The following is a 25,187-nucleotide window of genomic DNA, read 5'->3' as shown; positions in this document are numbered from 1 at the left end:
CTCACCGCTCCGACGTCTCGGTGCGGTCGAGCGTCCACTCGGTGTGGAAGGTGCCGGGGCGGTCGGTGCGGGCGTAGGTGTGGGCGCCGAAGAAGTCGCGCTGGGCCTGGATGAGGTTGGCGGGCAGCCGCTCGGCGCGGACCCCGTCGTAGTAGGCCAGCGAGGAGGAGAACGCCGGCACCGGCACCCCGTTCTGCGCGGCGGAGGCCACGATGCGCCGCCAGGCCGCGACGCCGTTGCCGACCGCGCCGGTGAAGTACTCGTCGGCCAGCAGCAGCGGCAGGTCGGGGGTGCGCTCGTAGGCCTCGGTGATCCGGTTGAGGAACCGGGCCCGGATGATGCAGCCCCCGCGCCAGATCCGCGCCATCGCCCCGCGGTCGATGTCCCACCCGAACTCCGCCGACGCGGCCGCGATCTGGTCGAACCCCTGGGAGTACGCCACGACCTTCGAGGCGTACAGCGCCAGGCGCACGTCCTCGATGAACGCGTCCCGGTCGGTGACGTCCCAGGTCGAGGTGTGCGCCGGCAGCACCCCCACCGCGGCGGACCGCTGCGGGGTCGACCCGGACAGGGCCCGGGCGAACGTGGCCTCGGCGATGCCGGTGATCGGCACCCCCAGGTCCAGGGCGTTCTGCACCGTCCACCGCCCGGTGCCCTTCTGCTCGGCGCGGTCGGCGACGACGTCGACGAACGCCCGCCCGGTGTCGGCGTCCACGTGCGCCAGCACCTCGGCGGTGATCTCGATCAGGAACGACTCCAGGTCCCCGGTGTTCCAGTCCGCGAAGATCTGCCCGATCTCGGCAGCCGACGCCCCCAGCCCCTGCTTGAGCAGGTCGTACGCCTCGGCGATCAGCTGCATGTCGGCGTACTCGATGCCGTTGTGCACCATCTTCACGAAGTGCCCGGCACCGTCCGGACCGATGTACGTGCAGCACGGGGTCCCGTCGACCTTCGCCGAGATGTCCTCCAGGATCGGCCCGAGCACCGTGTAGGACTCCCGCGACCCGCCGGGCATGATCGACGGCCCGTTCAGCGCCCCCTCCTCACCGCCCGACACCCCGGACCCCACGAAGTGCAGGCCGTGAGCCGCCAGCTCCCGCTCACGGCGGATCGTGTCCGGGAAGTGGGCGTTGCCGGCATCGATGACGATGTCGCCCTCCTCCAGCAGCGGCACCAGCTCGGCGATCACCGCGTCCGTGGGCCCACCGGCCTTGACCATGATCACGACCTTGCGCGGCCGCTCCAACGACGCCACGAAGTCCGCCATCGACTCCGACGCCACGAACGTGCCCTCATCCCCGTGATCGGCCACCAGCGACCGCGTCTTGGCGTACGACCGGTTGTGCACCGCCACCGTGTACCCGTGCCGGGCGAAGTTGCGAGCCAGGTTCCGGCCCATCACGGCCAGGCCGGTCACACCGATCTGCGCAGCTGCGCGGTCACCGGTGACCGCGGAGGGGGCAGCGGTCCGGGAGTGGGCACTGGTCATCGTGTCGTCCTTCGGGCAGGCGGTGCGGAGCAGGTGGCGGTCGGGCCGGCGGTGCGGGCGGGTCCGGGGCGTACGGGCCTGGGCGCGACGGCGGGCCGGTGCCAGTGCAGCGCGCGCCCCCGCCGTCCGGCAAACGGTTGCCACGAGTTGCCGCCCAACCGAGCGCGGCGCGGGCAGCAACCGATTGCCGCCCGAGCGCGGGGGCGCCTACCGTGCCGGGGATGGAGGAGAAGCCGGCCAGGCAGGCACGGACGCAGCCGACCATCTACGACGTCGCACTCGCGTGCGGGGTGGCGCCGTCGACCGTCTCGAGGGCGTTCTCCCGTCCGGGCCGGGTCAATGCCGAGACGGCCGAGCGGATCCGCACGGTCGCCGCGGAGCTCGGCTACCGCACCAACCCGCTGGCGCGGGCGCTGCCGACCGGCAAGACGGACCTGCTCGCGCTGGTCATCGCCGACGCCACCAACCCGTTCTTCTTCGAGATCATCCGCGGTGCGGAGGAGGCGGCGAGCGAGGGCGGCTACACCATGCTCGTGGTGGACGCCCAGGAGTCGGTGGAGGCCGAGCGGCAGGCGCTGAACCGCACGCTCCCGCTCGTCGAGGGTCTGGTGCTCGCGACGTCGCGCATGTCGGACTCCGCCATCCGGGTCGCGGCGAAGCAACGACCGACCGTGGTCCTGAACCGGGTCGTGACGGACCTGCCCAGCGTGGTCACCGACAACCCGCGCGGGATGCGCCGCGCCGTGGAGCACCTGGCCGAGCTGGGGCACACCACGCTGACCTATGTCGCCGGACCGGAGGCGTCCTGGGTCGACGGCATGCGGTGGCGCTCCATGCGCGAGGCGGCGTTCGAGCTCGACATCAAGGTGCGGCGGCTGGGCCCGTTCGCACCGACGCTGGCCGGCGGGCTGGCGGCGGCCGAGAAGCTGCGCCAGCAGCCGAGCAGCGCGGCGATCGCCTACAACGACCTGGTGGCGATCGGCATGATGCGCGGCCTGGCCCGCATGGGTGCCCGGCTGCCGGAGGACGTCAGCGTGGTCGGCTTCGACAACATCTTCGGGTCCGACTTCTGCACGCCCCCGTTGACGACGGTCGCCGCCCCGCTGCGGCGGCTGGGCTCCTTCGCGGTGCGCGCGCTGCTCGACCAGATGGCCACGCGGGCTCCCGTCCTGGTCCGCCCGGCGCTGCTGCCGGCGCAGCTCGTCGTGCGCGGGTCCACCACCCGCAAGGTGCGCCGGAGCAGCGCCTGGGTGTCGGCCTCGCGCGCCACCGCGGGTCGGACCGACCCGTCCGGCACGGCGTAACCCGGGTCGGGCCGGTCCTCGGGCGCCTGGCCGCCTGAGGTCACGGCAACCGATGGCAACTGGTTGCCATCGCCGCGCGCCGACTGCCTGAATGAGCCCGCCGGTCCACGGAGCCGCTCGACGGCGAGCGACGGGGACCGCGACCGCCGGCGTCACGCCGGGTGGCACCGGTGCCCTCGAGCAACCCCGGGCTCACGACGACGACGTCCTGCGGCGTCGCCCGCCGCGGCCTGCCCAGGCAGACACCAGCACGCCAACACGCCCGTCCGGGCGGGAAGAGAGATCACGATGAAGACCACTCGACGACTCGCCGCGACCGCTCTGGTCGGCGTCACCGCTCTCACGCTCTCCGCGTGCGGCGGCGGCGACGCGGACACCGACGCGGGCGGGACGACCACCTCCGGCGAGGGCGCCACCCTGCGGCTCGCGCTGAACCAGACCGAGGAGCACCCGTCGTTCATCGCGCTGGACAACTTCGGTGAGCGGCTCGAGGAGGCCACCGACGGCCGCTACTCGATCGACGTCTACCCGAACGAGACCCTGGGAGCCCAGCAGGAGGCCCTGCAGCTCGTCAGCGACGGCACGGTGGACATGGCCATCGTCTCGGGGACGCAGCTGGAGAACCTCAACGAGGACTTCCTGGTGTTCAACCTGCCGCAGGTGTTCGACTCCGTCGAGCACCAGATGCGCGTCATCCACGACGAGGAGATCGTCGGCGACCTGTACTCCTCGCTCGAGGAGAGCAACAACGTCACCGTCCTGGGCGGCTTCACGCAGGGCACGCGCAGCGTCTACACCACGGACGCGCCGGTCGAGACGCCGGAGGACCTCGCCGGCAAGAAGCTGCGGGTCCAGGAGAGCGACCTGCACATCGCGATGGCCGAGGCCATGGGCGCGTCGGCCACCCCGATGGCCTTCGGCGAGCTCTACACGGGTCTGCAGTCCGGCGTGGTGGACGCCGCGGAGAACAACGAGGTCTCGTACTTCACGCAGAAGCACTACGAGGTCGCGCCGTACTTCTCCAACACCAACCACCTGGTGGGCCTGGACTACCTCGTCATCAACACCGACGTCCTCGAGGGCATGTCGCCGGAGGACCGCGAGGCGTTCGACGCCGAGTGGACCGCGGCGCACGAGGAGCACACCGACCTCTGGCAGACCGCCACCGAGGACGCCATCGCCCAGGCCGAGGCCGGCGGCGCGACCTTCACCGACGTCGACACCGAGGCGTTCCGCTCCGTGCTGGAGCCGCTGGCGGAGGAGTTCATCACGAACGAGACGCAGCAGGCCCTGTACGACGCCGCGCGCGCCGCGGCCGAGTGACCCGCGGCTGTCCGGACGAGTGAAGGAAGGGAGGTGACCGGTGTGCGCACGCTGAAGAACGTCCTCGACAAGGTCCTCGCTGCGGCCTGCGTCGTGCTCTTCGCGGTCCTGGTGCTGGACGTCGTGTGGCAGGTGTTCAGCCGGCAGGTGATCGGCGACCCGAGCACCTGGTCGGAGGAGGCGGCCCGCTACATCTTCGTGTGGCTCGGCTTCTTCGCCGCCGCGCTGGTGTTCTCCGAGCGCGGGCACATCGCCGTGGACTTCCTCGTCCGGAAGCTGCCGCGCGGGATCGAGCGCGCCGTGGCCGTCCTGGTCCAGGTCGCGATCATCGCGTTCGCGGGGATCGGCCTGGTCTGGGGCGGCTGGCGCGCCGCCCAGGGGACGTGGGCGACCAACCTCACCGCGCTGCCCACCCAGATCGGGAAGATGTACCTCGTCATGCCGGTCACCGGCACCCTGATCGTCATCTACGCGCTCTACCACGTCACCGCGGTCCTTCGCGGTGACGAGGTGGCCACCGACGCGTCCGACGTCGACGACGCGATCTAGGAGACACCGTGGAACCCGCATCGCTCGCAGGGCTCATCCTGCTCGTCGGCATCGTCGCGATGATCGCGCTCAGCGTGCCGATCGCCGTCGCCATCGGCCTGTCCGCAATCTTCGCCGCCATCGCGCTGCTCGGGGTCGAGGGTGCCGTGCTGGCCAGCTCCCAGCGGATGTTCACCGGCATCAACTCCTTCCCGCTGCTCGCGATCCCCTTCTTCGTGCTCGCCGGCGTCCTGATGAACAACGGCGGGATCGCCGGGCGGCTGATCGACGCCGCCAAGGTCCTCGTCGGCAAGGCGCCGGGCTCGCTGGCGCAGACCAACGTCGTGGCCAACGCCATGTTCGGCGCGGTCAGCGGCGCCGCGGTCGCCGCGGCGGCTGCTGTGGGCACGGTCATGGGTCCCCGGCAGCGCGAGGAGGGCTACGACCGCAGCTTCTCGGCGGCGGTCAACGCGGCGTCGGCGCCCGCCGGGATGCTGATCCCGCCGAGCAACACGTTCATCGTGTACTCACTGGTCAGCAGCACCTCGATCGCCGCCCTCTTCATGGCCGGCATCGGGCCCGGCCTGGTCTGGACCGGCGCGTGCATGGTCGTCGTCTGGCTGTACGTCCGCAAGCGTCCGGAGCTCAAGAGCACCGGGCGGGTCTCGTTCCGGCAGGCCCTGGTGGTGCTGTGGAAGGCCGTCCCGTCGCTGCTCATGATCATCATCGTGATCGGCGGCATCCTGACCGGGCTCTTCACGGCCACCGAGTCCGCGGCGATCGCCGTCGTCTACTGCCTCGTCCTCGGGTTCGCGTACCGCATGCTCAAGGTCAAGGCCCTGCCCGGGATCCTGCTGGAGTCGGCACGGACCACGGCGATCGTCATGCTGCTCGTCGGGGTGTCCTCCGCGCTGTCGTTCATCATGTCGTTCGCCCGGATCCCGGAGATCATCTCGGACGGGATGCTGGCCCTGACGAGCAACCCGACGGCCATCCTCCTCATCATGATGGTGATCCTGCTGGTCGTCGGGACGTTCATGGACCCCACGCCGGCGATCCTCATCTTCACGCCGATCTTCCTGCCCATCGCGCTGGAGTTCGGCATCGACCCGGTGCACTTCGGGACGATGCTCGTCTACAACCTGTGCGTCGGCGTCATCACACCCCCGGTCGGCAACGTCCTGTTCGTCGCGGCACGCGTCGGCGGGCTACGGATCGAGCCGGTGATCTCCAAGCTGCTGCCGTTCCTCCTCGCGCTCGTCGTGGGGCTGTTCCTGGTGGTGTTCGTGCCGCAGCTGTCCACCTGGCTGCCGACGCAGCTGGGCCTGCTGGGAACCTGATCGCCGTCCTCCGGCACCGCACGGGCGGGGCGGGGATCCGCCACCGCGGGTCCGTGCCCCGCCCGGCGCCGTCCGTGCGTCCACGACCCACCCCTGAACCCGGCGGTCCCGCCGCGCCGGCCGCCCCTGGAGCCCGCCATGCCGTCCCAGCCACGCTCGCTCTTCTCCCCGCTCAGCCCCGGCGGTGCGGCCAACCTCTCCGACACGCTCCGCACGGAGTCCGCGGCGGTCAGGCTGCTGCTGCTGGCCACGGTCGCGGCGCTGGTCTGGGCGAACTCGCCGTGGCGTGAGACGTACCAGGCGTTGGCCGGGACCGTCGTCGGGCCGGCTGCGATCGGTCTGGACCTGACCGTCGCGCACTGGGCCACCGACGGGTTGCTGGCCATCTTCTTCTTCGTCGTCGGCCTCGAGCTCAAGCGGGAGGTCGTCACCGGCGAGCTGCGCCGACCGTCGTCGGCGATCGTCCCCATCGTCGCCGCGGTCGGCGGCATGGTCGTCCCCGCGCTGGTCTACTCCGCGGTGAACGCGCTCGCCGCCGACGGTGCGCCACAGGGCTGGGCCGTGCCGGTGGCCACCGACATCGCCTTCGCGGTGGCGGTGCTCGCCGCCGCAGGCAGCCGGCTGCCGTTGGCGCTACGCGCCTTCCTGCTGACCCTGGCGGTGGTCGACGACCTCCTCGGGATCGTCGTCATCGCGATCTTCTACAGCCACGGGCTGCAGCTCGGCTGGCTGGTCGCCAGCGCGGCGGTCATCGCCCTGTTCGGCGCCGCTGTCCGCAGCGGGAAGGTCCCCGGCGTCGTCCTGGTCGCCCTGGCGGTCCTCGCGTGGGCGGCCATGCACGCGTCCGGGGTCCACTCCACCATCGCCGGCGTCCTGCTCGGGTTCACCGTCCCGGCGCTGGCTCAGCACGGACGCGGGATGAGCGCCGCGGAGCGGCTGGAGCACCGCTGGCGTCCGGTGTCGGCCGGGCTCGCCGTGCCGGTGTTCGCGTTCTTCGCCGCCGGGGTCAGCCTCGACCCGGCAGCGCTCGGCCGTGCCGTCACGGACCCCGCGGCGCAGGGGGTCGTCCTGGGCCTCGTCGTGGGCAAGCCGCTCGGGATCCTGCTGGCGACCGCGCTGCTCGTGCGGTTCACGCACGCCACGCTCGGGCGCGGGCTGTCCTGGTGGGACGTGGGCGCGGTCTCCGTCGTCGCCGGCATGGGCTTCACGGTGTCCCTGCTCATCGCCGAGCTCTCGTTCGGCGGGGACGAGCGCCACGAGGCGGTCAAGGCCGCCGTGCTGGCGGGGTCGCTGCTGGCAGCGGTGCTCGGCGGTGGGCTGCTCGCGCTGCGCAGCCGGGTGCACGCCCGACGCGGGGACTGGGGTGAGGACGCCGCCGACGGGCAGCCCGAGCCCGTCGCGGACGGGTCCGGTGCGCGTCCGTCCCGGGCCGGCGGGCTGTCGGCCTGAGACCGGGACGACAGGCCCGTCGCGGCCTCGGCCGGCCGGCAGGGACGTGGGCTCAGCGGCCGGCCAGGATGGCGTCGGTCGTGGCCATCGCCCGGAGCAGCTCGGGCAGCACCGCCCGGGTGCGGGTGTAGACGGCCGCGGCGTCCCGGTCGGTCGGGACGGAGTCGGTCGCGTGCGCTGCCGGCCCGCAGAGCATGGCGGTCGCCTCGGCGAGCACGGGGGCGTGGCCCAGGGCGTGCAGCCCGAGCGCCGCGGCGCCCAGTGCCGACCCTTCGGCGGCGCCGGCCACCACGAGCGGACGTCCGAGCACCGCCGCCAGCACGTGGCGCCACACGGGCGACCGCAGAGCCCCACCGGTGGCCCGGACCGAGGTCACGGGGACCACCGCGTCGATGGTGTCCACGATGCTCGCCAGCTGCAGGGCGACCCCCTCGACGGCCGCCCGGACCACGTGGGCACGGGTGTGGCGACGGCGCAGCCCCCACAGCGCCCCGCTCAGGTCCGGGTCCCAGAGCGGGGCGCGTTCGGGCAGCAGGTACGGGAGCATGAGCAGCCCGTCGCTACCCGGGGGGACCGACGCGGCGAGGTCGAGCAGGCGCTCGTCGGCGGTGGCTCCACCCGGGACGCCGTCGAGGTCGGGGGCGAGGCTCTCCCCGGCCCAGCGCACGACGATGCCGCCGTTGCTCACCGCGCCGCCGACGGCCCACGCCGACTCCGTCAGGGCGTAGCAGAACAGCGCCGGGTGCAGTGCCGCCGGCGGCGCCTCGACGATCGTGCGGACCGCCCCGGAGGTGCCGAGCGACATGCCCACCACCCCGGGGCTCATGGCGCCCGTCCCCAGGTTGCCCAGTGGCCCGTCGGCCGCCCCGAGGACCACCGGGGTCCCCGCGGGCAGGCCGACCCGCGACGCGACGTCGGGTGCCAGGCCGCGCACCGCGGTGGTCGGCAGGATCGGTGGCAGCTGGTCCGGGCGGGCGCCCGACAGGTCGACGGCGGCAGGGCTCCACCCACGGCTGCGCAGGTCCATCAGCCCGGTCGCCGACGCCGACGACAGCTCGGTGACGAGCTCGCCGGTGAGGCGGTGCAGGACCAGGTCCTTCAGGCCGACCCACCACCGGGTGGCGGTCCACACGGCGGGCTCGTGACGGGCGAACCACACGAGCTTGGTGAGCGGCGACATCGGGTGCACCGGCGTGCCGGTCGCGGCGTGGAGCTCGGCGGCCAGACCGGCGGCCCGCAGCCCCCGGGAGACGTCGATCGCGCGACCGTCCGCCCAGGTGACCAGGGGCGTCAGGGGCCGCAGGGCGGCGTCGAGCCCGACGAGCCCGTGCATCGCCGCGCTCACCGACACACCGATCACCTCGGTCCCGGCCGACGCGGCCACGCAGTCCGACAGGGCAGCGAGCATCGCCTCGACCACCACGTCGGGATCCTGCACCGCCTGGCCCGCCACCGGCTCGAGCAGCGGGTACTCGCGCACCGCGACGTGCCGCCAGAGGGTGTCCACACCGAAGGCGACGACCTTCGCGGCGGTCGTGCCGACGTCCACGCCGATGATGACGCGGTGCGGGCGCCGGGCGGGCTCGGCGGGCCGGGCGTGCGGTGGGCGGACCGCGGTCATCGTGGCGCCAGGTCGCGCGCGTGCGCGACGACGGCAGCGAGCACCGCGTCGTCGTCGGCCAGCGCGACGTCCAGTGCCCGGACGACCCGTGGCACCGCCTGCTCGAGCGTCCCGGAGGCCAGCCGCACCACGTCGCCGCCGGCCGCGTCGGTGACCGGGACGCCGTCCCCGCGCAGGTGCAGCACCCACGCCGCGACGGCACGCAGGCCGCCGTCGGGCAGCCGGCCGGCGGCGCGCTCGAGGCGCACGGTGGGCAGGAACCGCACGGGCACCTTCTGGGAGCCGTCGGCCGCGATCTGGTCGAGCCGGTGACGGATGGCGGGGTTCTCGAACCGCGCGGTCAGTGCCGCCCGGTACGCGGCGACGTCGTCGGCGGGCAGGCTCAGGTGCCGGGAGACCTCGTCCCACCACTGCTCGACCCAGTCCCGGCACACGTCGTCGGCGATCGCCTCGCCGACCGTGACGTGACCGCGCAGCGGCGCGGCGTAGGCGAGCAGCGAGTGCGCGCCGTTCAGCAGGCCGAGCTTGCGTGCCTCGAACGGCGTGACGTCGTCGGTGAGGACGACGCCGGCCGCACCCCAGTCGGGGGCTCCGGCGCGGAGGTCGCCGCTGAGCACCCACTCGCTGAAGGGCTCGGTCACCACCGGTGCGCGGTCGTCGGTGCCCGTCGCGGTGCGGACCAGGGCGACGTCGTCCACCGTCGGCTCGGGGGTGATGCGGTCCACCATGGTGGTCACCCAGCTCACCTCGTCCTCGATCCAGCCCACCAGGGAGGGGTCGACGAGCGCGGCCAGACCCTGGACCGCCTGGCGGACCGCGGCGCCGTTGTCGGGCAGGTTGTCGCACGGCACGATCGACAGCGGTCCGGCGTCGGCGGCCCGCCGGGCGAGCAGACCCGCGACCAGCCGGGCGGGGACGGTGCGGACGGAGGCCGAGGCGTCGTCTCGGAGGGCCTGGACGTCGGCGCGGACGTCGGCGCGGTACGTGTCGACACCGCCACCCGCGCGCAGGTACCCCGCCTCGGTGACGGTCGAGGTGACGACCCGGACGTCCGGGTCGGCGAGGTAGCGCAGCCACGCGACGTGGTCCGTGGCCGCGTGGGCGGCGACGACCGACTCGACGAGCTCGAACCGGTCCCCGTCCGGGCCCCGGACGTCGAGGGTGTACAGGCCGTCCTGCGCGGACAGGGCGTCGGCCAGGTCGGGACTGCGGCCGGTGAACGCGGCGATCCCCCAGTCACCGGCGTCGGGCGCGCGGTGGCTGTACCAGGCCTGGTGCGCGCGGAAGAAGTTGCCGAGCCCCAGGTGGACGTGCCGGACGGGCGGTGCCGGACGCGCGCGATGAAGCCCGCTCACAGGCCGAACACCTCGCGGGGGCGGCCGCTGACCAGGTCGACCGCGGCGGCGAGCGCCTCGTCCTCGTCGAGCCGGTGCTCGGTGACGAGCTGGGCGAGGAAGCCGCTGTCGAGCCGGCGGGCCATGTCGTGCCGGGCCGGGATGGAGCAGAACGCCCGGGTGTCGTCGATGAACCCCGACGTCTTGGACAGGCCGGCGGACTCGGTGACGGCGGACCGCCACCGGCGCACCGCCTCGGGGGCGTCCAGGAACCACCACGGGGCGCCGACGTACACCGAGGGGTAGAAGCCGGCGAGCGGCGCGAGCTCGCGGGAGAACACCGTCTCGTCGAGCGTGAACAGCACCAGACGCAGGTTCGGGTGCGTGCCGAACCGCTCGAGCAGGGGGCGCAGCGGGTCGGTGAAGTCCCCCCGCAGCGGGATGTCGTGGCCCGTGTCCGGACCGAAGCTGCGCAGCGTCGGGCCGTGGTGGCCGCGGCGCACGCCCGGGTGGAGCGTCATGGTCAGGCCGTCCTCGGTGGCCATCCGGGCCATCTCCAGCAGCAGGTGACGCCGCAGCGCGACCGCCTCGTCGACGCGGGCCGTCCCCGCGACACCGGCCCGGTAGATCCGCTCCGCCTCGGCGGCGTCCAGCGGCTGGGTCCCGACGTCCTCGTGGCTGTGGTCGCTGGACCGCGCCCCGTGCTCGGCGAAGTGGGTCCGGCGGGCCTCCATCGCCGCGATCCACCCGGCAAGGGTCCCGGTGTCGACGCCGGCGGACTCCCCGAGCCGGGTGACGTGGCCGGCCCATCCCGGTGTCCCCACCTCGAGGTACCGGTCGGGGCGGAAGGTGGGGATGACCCGGCCGTGCCACGTCGGGTCCGCCGCGAGGGCGGCGTGCGCGGCGAGGTCGTCGACGGGGTCGTCGGTGGTCGCCAGCAGGGAGATGCCGAACCGCTCGTACAGCGCACGCGGGCGGTACTCGGGGCGTGCCAGCCGGTCGGCGATGGTGTCGTAGATGTCGTCGGCGGTGTCCGCGGACGGCCGGACGGTCACCTCGAAGATGTCCGCCAGCTCGCTCTCCAGCCAGTAGCGCACGGGGGTCCCGCGGAACGCGTCCCAGTGCGAGCACAACCGGCGCCACACCGCCCGGGCCTCGTCCTCGGCCAGCGGGCCCCGGCCCACGCCGAGGTCGTCCAGCCGGACACCGGACGCGTGCAGCAGGCGGGTCACGTAGTGGTCGGGGGTGACGAACAGCGCGGCCGGATCGGCGAACGGGGTGTCGTGCAGCAGGGTGCCGGGGTCGACGTGGCCGTGCGGGGAGATGATCGGCAGGTCCCGGACCGCCCCGTACAGCCGTCGCGCCACCTCGCGGGTGCTGGGCTCGGTGGGCAGCAGGCGGTCAGGGTGCAGCGCGAGGCGCGGCGTCGGGCTCGTCATGGCGGTGAGTGTCGGCGGCGGCCTCTGCGAGCGACAACCGATTGCCGCCAGTTGTCGCCGCGCCCGTCGTGCCGCTCCGCCCGGCGTTGCCCCGGACGTCACGGCGGCGCACGCTGAGGCCATGAGCGTCATCGGGGTCTCGCCGTCCACGTCCGCCGCCGCCCGGATCGGGGGACCGGACCAGGTCCTCGACCCCGCGAGCGTGCGGACGTTCGTGGCCGAGCAGCTGGCGGGGGTCGAGCTGGACGGTCGCAGCCTGTGCGTGCTGGTGCCGGACGCCACCCGCAGCTGCCCGCTGCCGCTGCTGCTGTCCGCGGTGCATGCCGCGGCGCACGGACGGGTCAGCCGGCTGACCGTCCTCGTCGCGCTCGGCACGCACGCGGCGATGTCCGAGCCGGACCTGGCGCGGCACCTGGGGTACGCCCCCGGTGAGCTGGAGGCCACCTATCCGGGCATGACGGTGCTCAACCACGAGTGGTGGGACGAGGGGACGTTCACCTCGGTGGGCACCATCAGCGCCGAGCGGCTCGCGGAGCTGTCCGAGGGGCGGCTGGTGCGGCCGGTCGACGTCCGGCTGAACCGGGCGGTGGTCGAGCACGACGTGACCGTGATCGTCGGTCCGGTGTTCCCGCACGAGGTGGTGGGCTTCTCCGGCGGGAACAAGTACCTGTTCCCCGGGGTGGCGGTCAAGGACGTCATCAACGTCTCGCACTGGCTCGGCGCCCTGATCTCGAGCGTGGAGATCATCGGCACCCGCGGGATCACCCCGGTGCGGGCGCTGATCGACGAGGCGGCGTCCCTGGTCCCTGGCGAACGGTACGCGCTGTGCGTGGTGGCCCAGTCGGGGACCGGTGAGCTGCACGCGGCGGCGTGGGGGACGCCCGAGGAGTCGTGGGCGGCGGCCGCGGACGTCTCGGCACAGACCCACGTGACCTACCTGGACGCCCCGGTGGAGCGCGTGCTGTCGATCATCCCGACCAAGTACGAGGACATGTGGACCGGGGCCAAGGGGTTCTACAAGGTCGAGCCGGTGGTGGCCGACGGCGGTCAGGTGGTGCTGTACGCCCCGCACATCACCGAGATCTCGGTGATGCACCCGCAGATCCTGGAGATCGGGTACCACTGCCGCGACTACTTCGTGAAGCAGTGGGACCGGTTCTCCGGCACCCCGTGGGGCGACCTCGCTCATTCCACGCACCTGCGCGGTGCGGGCACCTACGACGACGAGCACGGCGAGCGGTGCCGGGTCACCGTGACCCTCGCGACCGGCATCCCCGAGGCCGTGGTGCGTGCCGCCAACCTCGACTACCTCGACCCGGCCGAGGTGGACGTCGACGCCTGGGCCACCGACCCCGGCGCCCTCGTCGTCCCGCAGGCGGGCGAGGTCCTGTACCGCCTGCGCTGAGCGCGGGCACCCTGGCCAGTTCCCGTCGCTCATCGGAGACCGCCCGTGCACCTGCCCGACCACTTCCTCGATCCTCAGACGACCGTCGCCATCACGGCAGCGGCCGGCGTCGTCGTCGCCCTAGCTGTGCGGCGCAGTCGCGACGAGCTGGCAGCGCTGACCGCCTGTGCACCTGACGAGGTGGCCGGACGCGCCGTCGTGCGAGCCAGGGTGCGCCTCGCCGCGGCCACCACCGCGTTGGTGTTCGGACTGCAGATGCTCAACTTCCCGGTCGCGAGCGGGACCAGCGGCCATCTCCTCGGCGGTGCCCTGGCCGCCTCCCTGCTCGGACCGGCTCTCGGGCTGCTCAGCGTCACGGCCGTCGTGCTCGTCCAGGCGCTGGTGTTCGCGGACGGTGGGCTCACCGCGATCGGGCCGAACGTCCTGCTCATCGCGGTCGTCGGCACGCTGGTCGGATGGGCGACGGCGCGGCTCGTGCACCATGGCGTGCGAGGCCGGAGGGCCGTCCACGCGCTCGCGTGCTCAGCTGCCGCGGGCGGTCTGGTCAGCGTCGTCTCCGCAGCAGCCCTGTTCGCCCTGCTCTTCGCGGCCGGCGGCACGGTGCCGGTCCCGGCCGGTCGGCTCGTGTCCCAGATGGTCGGTGTGCACCTGCTGATCGGGGTCGGCGAGGCGGCCATCACCGCCGGGGTGGTGTCGCTGGCCCACGCGGTCGCACCGGGGATCGCGGCGCCGGGCGCGGCGCCCGGTCCGGTCGTCGGCGCCGCGCCGTCCGCCGTCGCTCGTCGCGGCGCCCTCACGATCGCGATGATCGCGGCTGTCGCGCTCTCACCCTTCGCGGCCTCGACGCCGGACGGGCTCGAAGCCACCGCCCGGACGGTGGGCTTCGCCGACGCAGCACGCGACCACGCGTGGTCGGGCGCGCCGCTGGCGGACTACGGCGCCGGCAGCGACCTGTTCATCGGCATCACCGGAGCGCTCGGTGTCGCACTGTGCGCAGCGCTCACCACCGCGGTCCTGCGCGGGATCCGGGCAGGAGTGTCGCCGGCTTGACCGGCTGCCGCTGCTCGACACCCGTCACTGCGCCCGGAGGTACTCGCCGCTGCGGCAACCTCCGTGGGCACGACACCTGGTCGGCGAACAGCACCGTGGCGGACGCCCGCACTCGAGACCGGTGACCGCCAGGACAACGGCTGCTCAGGCGGCATCCCCGAGGGGATCGTCGCGGATCGAGCACCCGACTTCGGGCAGCAGGTCGATGTCGAGAGACGTCAGCGAAATCTCCACTGCAGGGAGACCGAGGTGGAGGAGGCGCAGACTCGTGACCTCTGACGTCGAGTGCGGTCCGCGCCCTTGGCGTGAAGACGTGGACGGGTGCCATCAGGTGGACGATCGACGGCAAGCACGGGCCGGCTCGTGATCTGCAGCCGAGCCGGCCGCGCTTGACACATCCGCCGGGCTGCCCGGCGCCCGCGCGGACGGCTACACCCCGTCGGCCGTCACGAGCTCGAGCTTGACGACCATGGGCTTGTCGTAGCCGGGCACGATGCCGAAGTGGTTGAACTCCGTCACCGGGATGACGATGGTCTGGTCCTCGCCCTGCCCCTTCGGGGTCATGGACATCTTGTAGGTGTGGGCGGTCACGCCGTCGGCAGCGACACACCGGTCGATGACGCCCATCTTCATGTCGAACTGGTCGCGGAAGTGCTTCATCTTCGCCTGGTAGTCGCGGAACAGCTCCGGGGTGTCGCCGTCCATCGCGATCATGAGGGCATCAGGTGCGTAGAGCTCGTTCGACCAGGCGATCCAGTCCTCGTACCCGGGCTTCCAGGCGTCCCACGCCTCGTAGAGCCGCTCCTTGGCGCGCTCGGTGAAGGTCGGGACCGGGATGCTCTTCTCCATGGGATTCTTCCTCTCGGTGTCTGGCTTTCCAACTCCTCAATCGTGGCTCCAGGCGCCGTCTTCGACGTCGTCCGCCTGGACCGCCTTCCGTCATCCATCCGCAGTACGTACCGCCCTCGAGTCCGCCGAGCGGGCGTACTCGGATCACCGCCCTCCCGAGGTGTCGAGCCGGCTCGGTCACCCTGCGGCTGCGCGGCGGCCGCAGGGCATCGTGGTCGTGTCGTCCGGCGGGCGACGGGGAGACCTGCTCGGTCGCCCAGATGGATCGAGGGCTCGACCGCATGGCATCGACGCGGCTCAGCCTGCGCCCGGTGACACCAGTCCGGTCTCGTAGGCGTACACGACCAGCTGGGCTCGATCACGGGATCCGGTCTTCATCATCGCGCGGTTGATGTGCGTCTTGGCTGTCGTCGGGCTGATCACGAGGTGTCTGCCGATCTGCTCGTTCGACATCCCGCGCGCCGCAAGGGCCGTGATCTCTCTCTCCCGCGTGGTCAGCGGGTCCAGTGTCACGTCCGGCCGCTGTACGGCGGGGACGTGTGCGAGGAAGCGAGCGACGAGCGCGGTGGTCGCCGCCGGGGAGAGCAGCTGTTCGCCTGCCGCCACGGTGCGGATCGCCGAGATGAGAACGGCCGGCTCCACCCCTTTGCCGAGAAACCCCGACGCACCGGCGCGAAGTGCCTCGATGACGACGTCGTCCGTCTCGAACGTCGTGAGGACGAGGACCCGGACCCCCGCCAGCGCGTCGTCGGCGGTGATGCGGCGCGTCGCCTCGATCCCGTCCATCTCAGGCATGCGGATGTCCATGACCACCACGTCCGCGCGGTCGCTGCGTGCTCGACCGACGGCTTCCAGTCCCGTGGACGCCTCTCCCACCACCTCCAGATCGTCCGTCGAGTCCAGGAGCAGGCGGAATGTGGCGCGCAGCAGCGCCTGGTCGTCGGCAAGCAGGACACGAGTGGTCATGGCAGCTCCTGGATCGGTGAGGGGTCGGCTGGGAGGGTCACCGTGACGCGGAAGCCCCCGTCATGGGTGGGCTCGTGCGCGGCCGCGCCACCCGCTGCGGCGGCGCGCTCGCGCATCCCCAGCAGTCCGCTGCCGGTCCCTGCGGCGCGTGGGTGGGGCGGCGCCGCTCGCGGAGGAGCGTTCGTCACGCTGAGCAGGAGCTGCGCATCCGTCCACGTCATCTCGATCGTCACGGGCGAGCCCGGGGCGTGCTTGGCCGCATTGGTCAGAGCCTCCTGGACGATGCGGTACCCCGCGACGTCAGCTCGGGCGGTGAGACCATGGGGGCGGCCTCTGACGACCAGCTCGGCGTCGGTGCCGGCTGCGCGAGTGTCCGCCACCAGCCGGGGTAGGTCGTGGACGCCGGGGTCGGGGGGCGAGTCGCGGGTTCTTCCTCCGTGCGACCACGAAGCAGCCCGACCGTCGCTCGCAGCTCGTCCAGTGCCAGGCGCGTGTGCCGTGTCAGATTGTCCAGGGCGGTCGCGGCCAGAGCCGGGTCCTGCCGGACGAGATAGCCGGCCACCGAGACCTGCGCGTCCACCAGCGTCAGGTGGTGTGCGACGACGTCGTGCAGGTCGCGCGCGATCCGCAGGCGTTCCTCCTCGACCGCGCGGCGTGTGCGCTCCAGCCGGTCCGCGGCTTCCCGACCGGCCCGCTTCCGACGGGCCGCGATGGCCGCTCCCGTCCCTGTCCCGGTGACCACGAGGTTCGCCATCACCAGGATCGGGAAGGCGTAGGTCTTCAGCTCCGACCCCACGGTCAGCATCGCTGCGGCCGGGATCGCCGCCGCCGCGCCACCTCCGACGATCCATGCCTGACGTCGGGAGCAGCGGACCGCTGCGGTGAACGCAGCAGTCACCGTTGCCACCGGCACCGGCTGAAACGCCGCAAACGGGTCGACGCCCTGCCAGTCCGGGCTGACCACGGGCAGGAGCACGAGCTGCGCGATCTCGGCAAGCGCAGTGACCACGAGCACCGGTAGGGGGTAGGCGGTTCGGGCGAGCAGGGGGAGCCACGCGAGGACCGTGAACAGCACGATTCCTGGTTCCGGGGCGGTGAGGGTGTCATCCCGGAAGGCCACCCCGGCCGACATCACCGCAAGCGTGACGAACGTGAGAGGCAGCCCCGCCGCGGACGGACGGCTGGCTGCGGGGTCCCCGGCGGAACCGGTCGGACGCACGGGGTCACCTCACGGGGATCGGGGATCGGGGATCGGCCACCTAGCCGGCTCACGTGCGCCTGTCGCCTTGCCCGGATGGAGGCACACGGTCGCGGCGGCGGTCGTGGCGAGCACCGCGTGGCGCCTTCCGGCGCTGGGCACGACGCCGCACCTCATCGTGGTGTCCGCTCGTACCGGCGGCGTCACCCGCATGCGGTGACAGGGATACCGCGTCGGCGGTACGGCAGGGGAGCGGGGCCGGCAGCGCCGTCATCGGCCGCCCTGTCGAACAGCGGCGACGACGACGTGCGGCTCGGTCGTACGGTCGACGAGAGGACCCCCCCGGTGGTGCCCGTGGGCACCGCCGGAGGGGTCCGTCCGTCCACGCGTGCGGCCCGGCCGTCAATCCCTGGCCAGGCTGTCGTGCTCGTCAGCCGAGCGGCAGCTCCTCGGTCACGACGGCGCGGTACAACATGGCGGCCATGGCCTGGCGGGACATCGGCGCAGCCTTGCCGAACGTGCCGTCGTCGTAGCCGGTGGCCAGGTCGTGCTCCTTGAGCCAGGCGATCTCACCGCAGAACGGGTCGCCGACGCTGACATCCGGGAACGGCGCCGCCGCGCACGCCGCGGCGTGGTCCTCGTCGGTGAACAGACGGTGCAGGAACGCCGCCATCGCCTGGCGGGAGTTCGCCACCTCGGGCCGGTACGTGCCGTCGGCGTACCCCGTCGTCAGGCTCGCACTCTTCATCCACTCGATCTCTCCGCAGAACTGGTTCGCCACGTCGACGTCGACGAACGGCTTGGTGGTGCACTCGGGAGCGTCGGCCCCGTCGTGGACCAGCCGGTACACGAACGCCGCCATCGCCTGACGCGAGATCGGCGTCGTCGGGCGGAACGTGCCGTCCTCGTAGCCGGTGGTGATACCGCGCTCCACCAGCCACGCGATCTGCTCGGCGAAGTGGTGCGTCGCCGGGACGTCCGGGAAGGTCGCCGGTGCGGTCGGGTCGACCGTCACCACGCTCGTCAGCCCCAGGTCACCCGACGAGGTGCCGACGTGGACCGCGAACTCACCCGACGGCGTCGTCCACCCGTCGGTCTCCTCGTCCCACACGGACAGCGGGTGGTTGGCCGCTGCCGGGTCGATCGTGATCATGACCTGCTTCTTCTGCCCCGGCGCGAGCTCGACCTTGTCGAAGCCCACCAGACGCCGCGGCGCAGAGCTCACCGACTCCGGCAGCTCGAGGTAGACCTGCGCCACCTCGGCACCCGCCACGTCACCGGTGTTCTCCACCGTGACCTGGACGGTCATGGGGTCCACCCCGTTCGAGGTGGGCCCGACCACCAGGTCCGAGATCTCGAAGTCGCTGTACGACAGCCCATGACCGAACGGGAACGCCACGCACGGGTTCGAGCCATCAGCAGCCTCAGCGCACTCGCCGCTGACGTTCGCGTCGTACCAGCGGTAGCCGATGTTCACCCCCTCCGTGTACTCCACCGTCTGCAGGCCGTCGACGATCTGCCCGGGGTACTGGAGCGGCGTCGCGTGGTCCAGGAAGCCCTTCCCGACGTAGGGGTAGGTCACCGGCGACTTGCCGGAGGGGTTGACGACACCGAACAGCAGGTCGGCGACGATGTTGCCGTCCTCCTGACCAGGGAGCCACGCCTCGAGGATGGACGGGCCGTCGTGACCGACGAACGACGGGTCCATCTCGACCCCGGCGTTGTCCTTGAGCACCAGCGTGGTCTTCTCGCTCATCGTGGGGCCCGCGCCCATGACGGCCTTGATCATGGCGACCGTGTTGCTGTTCTTCGCGGGGTTCGCACCCTCGGTGGCGGTCGTCACAGCCGCCATGTTGTCCGTGTACCAGTCCAGGTCGTTACCGGACTCGACCAGTGCGTTCCCCGAGGCGTCGGTGAACGTCGCACGGTCCGCTCCCTCCGTGGTGACCGTGCCGGCCATCACCACGACGGCGTCGGCAGCGGCGGCCTCGGCCAGCGCGGCCTCGAACGACACCGCAGCGCCGTCGATGGTCGCGGTCTGGTTGGCGTCGTCGACCAGGACGAGGCGGACAGCGGCGCTCGTGTTACCCAGCTCGGTCAGCGCGTTGCGCAGGCCTTCGACCGGCGCCACCTCGTACATCGGGACGACGATGGAGCTGCCGCGGCCGTCGGACCCGGGCGCCTTGCCCACCTGGGCACCGCCCGAGACAGCCTGCTGGGCGTAGACCTGGGTCGCCTTGCCGATGACCACGACGTCCTGGACGTCGGACGCGATCGGGAGCGCGCCGTTGTTCTGCAGCAGGACGCCGCCGCGGGTTCCGATCTCCCGAGCGGTCTCGCCGCCGGCGTCGTAGTCGATCGGCGTCTGGACGAGCGGCCGGTCGAAGATCCCGTACGTGAACATCTGCACGTACCGGCGGTCCAGCGCCTGGTCGATGTCGCCCACCGTGATCTCGCCCGCGTCGAGTGCTGCCTGCAGGAGCTCAGGTGCCCACTGCTGGGCCACCGGCATCATGTGGTCCATGCCGTTCAGCAGGGTCGGGACGGTGCTCTTCGTGGCGAAGAAGTCCGACTGCACGTACCCCTCGAAGCCCCACTGGTCGCGCAGGACCGTGTTGAGCAGGTACTCGTTCTCGCACGACGCCGAGCCGTTGACGTAGTTGTACGCGCACATGAGAGACGCGACGTCGCCGTCCTTGACCGCCATCTCGAACGGCAGCAGGTACATCTCGTGCAGGGTGCGCTCGTCGACGGTGGTCTGGATCGTCCGCCGGTTCGTCTCCTGCTCGTTGGCGGCGTAGTGCTTGGCCATCGCGATGATGCCCTGGTCCTGGACCGCCTCGATCTCGGCCACACCCATCACCCCGGTCAGGTACGGGTCCTCACCGAAGTACTCGAAGTTGCGGCCCAGGACCGGCAACCGCGCCATGTTCACGCCCGGAGCCTCGAACACGTGCAGAGCCAGGCTGTTCATCTCGTCGGCGATCACGCCGCCGAAGTCGCCCGCGACGCCCCGGTCGAAGGAGGCAGCGACGGTCGTTCCGGACGGCAGCGCGGTCGCCTTCGCCGAGGAGCTGTGGACGTACGGGTTGCTGCCCGGCGGCGGCGGGTTCGGGCCACCGAAGACCGCAGGGTCGACGCAGTCGTTCTGCCCGACGCCCACCGGCCCGTTGGTGATGCGGAGCGTGGGGATGCTGAGCTCTTCGATGCCGGTGACGTGCCGAGCGCCGAAGCACTCGGGCAGGTCCGGCAGGACCTCCGGACTGGCGCCGCTGAGCTGCTGGAACTTCTGGTCCAGCGTCAGGGCCTCGAGCAGGAGACGCGAGCGCTCCTGAGGAGTCAGGGTGGTGTCCATCCAGGGATGGGTCGCGGCCGCCGCCCGCACGCCGCCGGGCGCGGTGGCGACGCCGGTGGCGACTCCGGCGACTGCGGCCCCCGTACCGGCGAGTGCCAGGGGCACGGCCGTGAGGAGGGCGAGCAGGCCGCGTCTGCGGCTACGGGACGGTGGTGTCATGTGAGTCTCCTTCGACTTCGGGTGACCGGCGCGATGCGCCGACGCGCGTCTTCACGCGCACGGAGGTGCTGTGGGCGGCCGGCAGCCGCGTCCAGTCCCGAGCGTCAAGGTGCCGTGCGCCGCCGCCAGATGGCCAGCGGTTGCCATGAGTTGCGCTCGGGCGGTGCGGCCGTGGCGCCGTGCTGCCATGAGGCTGTGGTGTCACCGGCTGCCTCGCGAGGCCGGCAGGCGAGGACCGCGCAGGGGAGCGACACGAGAAGGACCACCCCGGTGGAGCTGTCGCTCCACCGGGGTGGTCCGTGTCGTCGCCGGGGCTGCGCCGGCCGTGCCCCCGGGACCGGCCCTCAGGCGCGATCCGTTCGAACCATCAGCCGACCGTGAGCCCCTCAGTGACGACGGCGCGGTACAGCATGGCGGCCATCGCCTGCCGGGACATCGCCACGGTCGTGCCGAACGTGCCGTCCTCGTACCCCGTCGTCAGCCCCTGCTCCTTGAGCCAGGAGATCTCACCGCAGAACCGGTCCCCGACGCTGACGTCGGTGAAGGGCGCCGCCGTGCAGTCCGCGGCGGCGGCGTCGTCGGTGAGCAGGCGGTGCAGGAACGCCGCCATCGCCTGCCGGGAGATCGCCGCCGTCGGCCGGTACGTGCCGTCGGCGTAGCCGGTGGTCAGCCCGGCGTCCTGCATCCAGGCGATCTCGCCGCAGAACTGGTTGGCCACGTCGACGTCGGGGAACGGCCGGGTGGTGCACCCCGGGGCGTCGGCCCCGTCGTGGACCAGCCGGTACACGAACGCCGCCATCGCCTGGCGCGAGATCGGCGTGGTGGGCCGGAACGTGCCGTCCTCGTACCCGGTGGTGATGTTCGCCTGCACGAGCCAGGCGATGGCCTCGGCGAAGTCGTGCGTCGCCGGCACGTCCGGGAAGGTCACCGGCACGGACGTGTCGACCGTGACCGTGTCCGACAGCGTGACGTCGCCCGACGAGGTGCCCACCTGGACGACGACGTCGCCCTCGGGTGTCGTCCACTCGTCAGCCTCGCCGTCCCAGACGGACAGCGGGTGGCTCGACGCCGTCGGGTCGATGGTGATCTCGACCTGCTTCGCCTCGCCGGGCTCCAGCTGGACCTTCTGGAAGCCGACGAGGCGCCGCGGGGAGTCCGCGGCGGCGTCCGGCAGGCTGACGTACACCTGCGGGACCTCCGCACCGGCGACGTCACCGGTGTTCTCGACGGTGACCTCGACGGTGACCGGGCTCATGCCGTCCGACGTCGGCGTGACCACCAGGTCGGTCACCTCGAAGTCGGTGTACGAGAGCCCGTGGCCGAAGGGGAACGCGACGCACGGGTTCGCGCCGCTCTCCGCCGGGGCGCACTCACCACTGAGGTTCGCGTCGTACCAGCGGTACCCGATGTTGACACCCTCCGTGTACTGCACGGTGGGTCGTCCGATGATGGTGCCGCCCGAGCCCCCGAAGCCGATCCCGATCTCCTCGTCCCCGACCCGGACCCCGGGGAACTCCTCGGCGCCGATCTCGTCCAGGAAGCCCTTGCCCTCGTAGGGGTAGGTGACGGGGGACTTGCCCGACGGGTTGACGACACCGAACAGCAGGTCGGCGACGATGTTGCCGTCCTCCTGACCGGGGAACCACGCCTCGAGGATCGACGGACCGTCCTGCCCGACCAGTGCCGGGTCCATCGAGACCCCGGCGTTGTCCTTGAGCACCAGTGCGGTCTTCTCGACCATCGACGGTCCGGCGCCGAGGACGGCCTTGATCATCGCGACGGTGTTGCTGTTCTTCGCGGGGTTGGAGCCGGCGACGGTGGCGATCGCGCTGACGTTGTCGGCGTACCAGTCGAGACCGTCACCGATGTCGACCAGCTCGGTCCCGGTCGTGTCGCTGAAGGTGGCGCGGTCGGCGCCCTCCTCGGAGATCGTGCCGGCCATGACCACCACGGAGTCGGCGCCGGCCACCTCGGCGAGGGCAGCCTCGAAGCTGATCTCCTCGCCGTCGATGGTCGCCGTCTGGTTGGCGTCGTCGACCAGCACGAGGCGGACCTGGGCGTCGGTGTTGCCGAGGTCCTCGAGCGTGTTCAGCAGGCCCTCGACGGGGTCCACCGAGTAGGCGGGGACGACGTCGGAGCTGCCACCGCCGCTGCCGAAGGGGTGGCCCACGCGTGCGCCACCGGCGACGGCCTGCTGGGCGTACACCTGGGTCGCCTTGCCGACGACGACGACGTCCCGGACATCGCTCGGGATGGGCAGGGCGCCGTTGTTCTGCAGCAGGACCGCGCCGTGGGTGCCGATCTCGTACGCCGTGCGACCGCCCGCGTCGTAGTCGATCGGCGTCTGGACGATGGGGCGGTCGAAGATGCCGTAGGTGAACATCTGCACGTACCTGCGGTGGAGCGCCAGGTCGATGTCACCGACGCTGATCTCGCCGGCGTCCAGAGCCGCCTGCAGCAGCTCGGGGGCCCACTGCTGGGGCACCGGCATCATGTGGTCCATGCCGTTCAGCAGGGTCGGGACGGTGCTCTTCGTGGCGAAGAAGTCCGACTGCACGTACCCCTCGAAGCCCCACTGGTCCCGCAGCACGTCGCTGAGCAGGTACTCGTTCTGGCACGAGGGCACGCCGTTGAGGTAGTTGTACGCACACATGACGGAGGCCGCGTCGCCGTCCTTGACCGCCATCTCGAACGGCAGCAGGTAGGTCTCGTGCAGCGTGCGCTCGTCGACCACCGAGTTGGTGATCTGCCGGTTCGTCTCCTGCTCGTTGGCGGCGTAGTGCTTGGGCATGGCGATCAGACCCTGGTCCTGGACCGCCTTCGTCTCCGCGACCGCCATGACGCCGGCCAGGTACGGGTCCTCGCCGAAGTACTCGAAGTTGCGGCCCAGGATCGGCAGCCGTGCCATGTTCACGCCCGGGGCCTCGAACACGTGCAGGGCCAGGTTGTTCATCTCCGTGCCGATCACGTCGCCGTACGTGCCGGCGACCTCCGGATCGAACGACGCAGCAGCGGTCGTGGCCGACGGCAGCGCGGTCGCCTTCGCCGATGACTCGTGGACGTACGGGACCCCGCGCGGGCGCTCCGCCGGAGGCAGATCGAGGAGCGCGGCGTCGACGCAGTCGTTCTGGCCCACACCCACCGGCCCGTTCGTGATGCGCAGGGTGGGGATCTGGAGCTCAGGGATGCCGCGCACGTGCCGGCCGCCCCAGCACTCGGGCAGCTCCGGCACGATCTCCGGGGGAGTTCCGGAGAGCTGCTGGAGCTTCTGTGCCAGCGTCATGGCGTCGAGCAGGAGCTGCGAGCGCTCCTGAGGCGTCAGAGTCGTGTCCATCCAGGGGTGGGCGGCGGCCGCCGCCTGCACCCCGCCGGGAGCGGAGGCGACCCCGGCGGCGGCACCGGTCCCGGCGAGGGCCATCGGCACGGCCGTGAGCAGGGCGAGCAGTCCGCGTCCGCGGCTACGGGAACGGGAACGGGAAGTCATCTTCGAGTCTCCTTCGACTTCGGGTGACCGGCGCTGTTCCGCCCGCGCGCGTCATCACGCGTGGTGGGCGCTGGGGCGGCCGACGGCCGCGTTCATCCCGGCGTCACGGTGCCGCTCTCAGGGTCGGCATGGCCAGCGGTTGCCATCAGTTGCTCCAGCGGTGTGCGGCCCGACCGGCGTCCGCCTGCCCCGTCACGTGTGCCCGGCGGCGACCCCGACGGCAAGAGCCGGCACCAGGCCGCGGTGAGGCGACCGAGCGCACGGTGGCGCGTCCGTACGGCGAACGGTGCGCTCGGCGTCGGTCACCCCGGCCGCGACGGCCCGCTCCATGGACCGCGTGCAGGAGCTGTCCGAGGCCACCCGCCTCGGCATCCCGGTGCTCCACGAGTCCGACGCCCGCGACCACATCGACCCCACAGCCCGTGCCGGCATCAACGAGTCGGCCGGCGCCGTGACGGCGTTTCCCGAGGAGGCCGGGATCGCGGCCGCGGCGCTGGGTGCCGAGTCGGCCCGGACCGGGCAGGCGCCCACCGTCGGGGACATGTCCGTCGTCGAGGGCTTCGCCGAGGTCATGGGCGAGGAGTGGAGGTCCGTCGGCCTGACCCGAGCAAGGTCATCCTGCATGTGTACTTCCGGGAGCCCTTCGTCCTCGACGAGGCCAGCGGGCTGCGCGACGCCGGTGCGATCGTGGCCGGCTTCGGCACCAGCGACCGTGCCCTGCTCGACGCCCTGTCCGGCGACGACGCCCCGAGGGCCGGATGCGGTTCGCGCTCGCCGGGACCCGTGAGGCCGTCCTGGAGCAGCAGACGGACCTGCCCGGGTACGACGACACCGAGGACGGTGCCCTGTTCGACGTCGGGCACGGCCTGACCTACGAGTCCGCGGCGCCGCAGT

17 protein-coding genes are annotated in these 25,187 nt (G+C 72.2%); 7 read left to right on the top strand and 10 right to left on the bottom strand.

Annotated elements, in window-relative coordinates; genetic code table 11:
• Position 1 precedes the first annotated feature (1 nt).
• Complete coding sequence (gndA, locus tag Q0840_RS01810; RefSeq protein ID WP_298455442.1) at positions 2–1,489, bottom strand: NADP-dependent phosphogluconate dehydrogenase; 1,488 nt, start codon at positions 1,487–1,489, stop codon at positions 2–4.
• Positions 1,490–1,710: 221 nt separating this feature from the next.
• Between gndA and Q0840_RS01805 the strand changes: the two genes are divergently transcribed.
• The 5 genes from Q0840_RS01805 (at position 1,711) to nhaA (ending at position 7,433) form a co-directional block, all read left to right on the top strand.
• Positions 1,711–2,793, top strand: coding sequence for a LacI family DNA-binding transcriptional regulator (locus tag Q0840_RS01805; RefSeq protein WP_298455439.1), 1,083 nt, complete (start codon positions 1,711–1,713; stop codon positions 2,791–2,793).
• A gap of 288 nt (positions 2,794–3,081) precedes the next feature.
• The gene (locus Q0840_RS01800) at positions 3,082–4,116 is read left to right on the top strand and encodes a TRAP transporter substrate-binding protein (protein ID WP_298455436.1); all 1,035 of its coding nucleotides are present in this window, start codon (positions 3,082–3,084) and stop codon (positions 4,114–4,116) included.
• Between the two features lie 33 nt (positions 4,117–4,149).
• The gene (locus tag Q0840_RS01795) at positions 4,150–4,665 is read left to right on the top strand and encodes a TRAP transporter small permease (protein WP_298455434.1); all 516 of its coding nucleotides are present in this window, start codon (positions 4,150–4,152) and stop codon (positions 4,663–4,665) included.
• Positions 4,666–4,673: 8 nt separating this feature from the next.
• Positions 4,674–5,984 carry a TRAP transporter large permease gene (locus tag Q0840_RS01790; protein WP_298455431.1) on the top strand — a complete coding sequence of 437 codons (1,311 nt, stop codon included), beginning with the start codon at positions 4,674–4,676 and terminating at the stop codon, positions 5,982–5,984.
• Positions 5,985–6,122: 138 nt separating this feature from the next.
• Complete coding sequence (nhaA, locus tag Q0840_RS01785; RefSeq protein WP_298455428.1) at positions 6,123–7,433, top strand: Na+/H+ antiporter NhaA; 1,311 nt, start codon at positions 6,123–6,125, stop codon at positions 7,431–7,433.
• 52 nt (positions 7,434–7,485) lie between these two features.
• On the opposite strand, the gene Q0840_RS01780 is transcribed toward nhaA, so the two are convergent.
• The 3 genes from Q0840_RS01780 to uxaC are packed head-to-tail and all read right to left on the bottom strand — an operon-like array spanning position 7,486 to position 11,827.
• Positions 7,486–9,054, bottom strand: coding sequence for a gluconokinase (locus tag Q0840_RS01780; RefSeq protein ID WP_298455425.1), 1,569 nt, complete (start codon positions 9,052–9,054; stop codon positions 7,486–7,488).
• Positions 9,051–10,409: a mannitol dehydrogenase family protein gene (locus Q0840_RS01775; protein WP_298455423.1), complete on the bottom strand. Its 1,359-nt coding sequence runs from the start codon at positions 10,407–10,409 to the stop codon at positions 9,051–9,053. Before Q0840_RS01775 ends, Q0840_RS01780 begins: the two co-directional genes overlap by 4 nt.
• Complete coding sequence (gene uxaC, locus Q0840_RS01770) at positions 10,406–11,827, bottom strand: glucuronate isomerase (protein WP_298455420.1); 1,422 nt, start codon at positions 11,825–11,827, stop codon at positions 10,406–10,408. Before uxaC ends, Q0840_RS01775 begins: the two co-directional genes overlap by 4 nt.
• 121 nt (positions 11,828–11,948) lie before the next feature.
• On the opposite strand from uxaC, the gene Q0840_RS01765 reads away from it, so the two are divergent.
• The gene (locus tag Q0840_RS01765; RefSeq protein WP_298455417.1) at positions 11,949–13,232 is read left to right on the top strand and encodes a lactate racemase domain-containing protein; all 1,284 of its coding nucleotides are present in this window, start codon (positions 11,949–11,951) and stop codon (positions 13,230–13,232) included.
• Between the two features lie 45 nt (positions 13,233–13,277).
• Positions 13,278–14,282: an energy-coupling factor ABC transporter permease gene (locus Q0840_RS01760; protein WP_298455414.1), complete on the top strand. Its 1,005-nt coding sequence runs from the start codon at positions 13,278–13,280 to the stop codon at positions 14,280–14,282.
• Positions 14,283–14,711: 429 nt separating this feature from the next.
• Here Q0840_RS01760 and Q0840_RS01755 read toward each other — a convergent pair whose 3' ends face one another.
• The 6 genes from Q0840_RS01755 to Q0840_RS01735 all read right to left on the bottom strand — a co-directional run bounded on the left by Q0840_RS01755 (position 14,712) and on the right by Q0840_RS01735 (position 24,293).
• On the bottom strand, positions 14,712–15,131 hold the full coding sequence (locus Q0840_RS01755; RefSeq protein WP_298455411.1) for a hypothetical protein: 420 nt from the start codon (positions 15,129–15,131) through the stop codon (positions 14,712–14,714).
• Positions 15,132–15,428: 297 nt separating this feature from the next.
• On the bottom strand, positions 15,429–16,097 hold the full coding sequence (locus tag Q0840_RS01750) for a response regulator transcription factor (protein WP_298455408.1): 669 nt from the start codon (positions 16,095–16,097) through the stop codon (positions 15,429–15,431).
• Positions 16,094–16,330, bottom strand: coding sequence for a hypothetical protein (locus Q0840_RS19015; protein WP_367183052.1), 237 nt, complete (start codon positions 16,328–16,330; stop codon positions 16,094–16,096). Before Q0840_RS19015 ends, Q0840_RS01750 begins: the two co-directional genes overlap by 4 nt.
• Positions 16,331–16,362: 32 nt before the next feature.
• Positions 16,363–17,229 (bottom strand): sensor histidine kinase, encoded by an 867-nt coding sequence (locus tag Q0840_RS01745; RefSeq protein WP_298455405.1) that lies wholly within the window; start codon positions 17,227–17,229, stop codon positions 16,363–16,365.
• Positions 17,230–17,725: 496 nt separating this feature from the next.
• Positions 17,726–20,809, bottom strand: coding sequence for a glycoside hydrolase family 3 N-terminal domain-containing protein (locus Q0840_RS01740; RefSeq protein WP_298455402.1), 3,084 nt, complete (start codon positions 20,807–20,809; stop codon positions 17,726–17,728).
• Between the two features lie 367 nt (positions 20,810–21,176).
• Positions 21,177–24,293 (bottom strand): glycoside hydrolase family 3 N-terminal domain-containing protein, encoded by a 3,117-nt coding sequence (locus Q0840_RS01735; RefSeq protein ID WP_298455399.1) that lies wholly within the window; start codon positions 24,291–24,293, stop codon positions 21,177–21,179.
• Between the last annotated feature and the right edge of the window lie 894 nt (positions 24,294–25,187).

Source organism: uncultured Cellulomonas sp., from assembly GCF_947494015.1.
Taxonomy (GTDB): domain Bacteria; phylum Actinomycetota; class Actinomycetes; order Actinomycetales; family Cellulomonadaceae; genus Pengzhenrongella.
This window is presented reverse-complemented; position numbering and strand designations above follow the sequence as displayed.

Bases quoted from the DNA above. Each gene is read 5' to 3' on its own strand.
- nhaA (WP_298455428.1), top strand. From the start codon at position 6,123: ATGCCGTCCCAGCCACGCTCGCTCTTCTCCCCGCTCAGCCCCGGCGGT.
- Q0840_RS01765 (WP_298455417.1), top strand. From the start codon at position 11,949: ATGAGCGTCATCGGGGTCTCGCCGTCCACGTCCGCCGCCGCCCGGATC.
- Q0840_RS01735 (WP_298455399.1), bottom strand. From the start codon at position 24,293: ATGACTTCCCGTTCCCGTTCCCGTAGCCGCGGACGCGGACTGCTCGCC.
- Q0840_RS01740 (WP_298455402.1), bottom strand. From the start codon at position 20,809: ATGACACCACCGTCCCGTAGCCGCAGACGCGGCCTGCTCGCCCTCCTC.
- gndA (WP_298455442.1), bottom strand. From the start codon at position 1,489: ATGACCAGTGCCCACTCCCGGACCGCTGCCCCCTCCGCGGTCACCGGT.
- Q0840_RS01745 (WP_298455405.1), bottom strand. From the start codon at position 17,229: ATGTCGGCCGGGGTGGCCTTCCGGGATGACACCCTCACCGCCCCGGAA.
- Q0840_RS01750 (WP_298455408.1), bottom strand. From the start codon at position 16,097: ATGACCACTCGTGTCCTGCTTGCCGACGACCAGGCGCTGCTGCGCGCC.
- Q0840_RS01755 (WP_298455411.1), bottom strand. From the start codon at position 15,131: ATGGAGAAGAGCATCCCGGTCCCGACCTTCACCGAGCGCGCCAAGGAG.
- uxaC (WP_298455420.1), bottom strand. From the start codon at position 11,827: ATGACGAGCCCGACGCCGCGCCTCGCGCTGCACCCTGACCGCCTGCTG.
- Q0840_RS01805 (WP_298455439.1), top strand. From the start codon at position 1,711: ATGGAGGAGAAGCCGGCCAGGCAGGCACGGACGCAGCCGACCATCTAC.
- Q0840_RS01780 (WP_298455425.1), bottom strand. From the start codon at position 9,054: ATGACCGCGGTCCGCCCACCGCACGCCCGGCCCGCCGAGCCCGCCCGG.
- Q0840_RS01800 (WP_298455436.1), top strand. From the start codon at position 3,082: ATGAAGACCACTCGACGACTCGCCGCGACCGCTCTGGTCGGCGTCACC.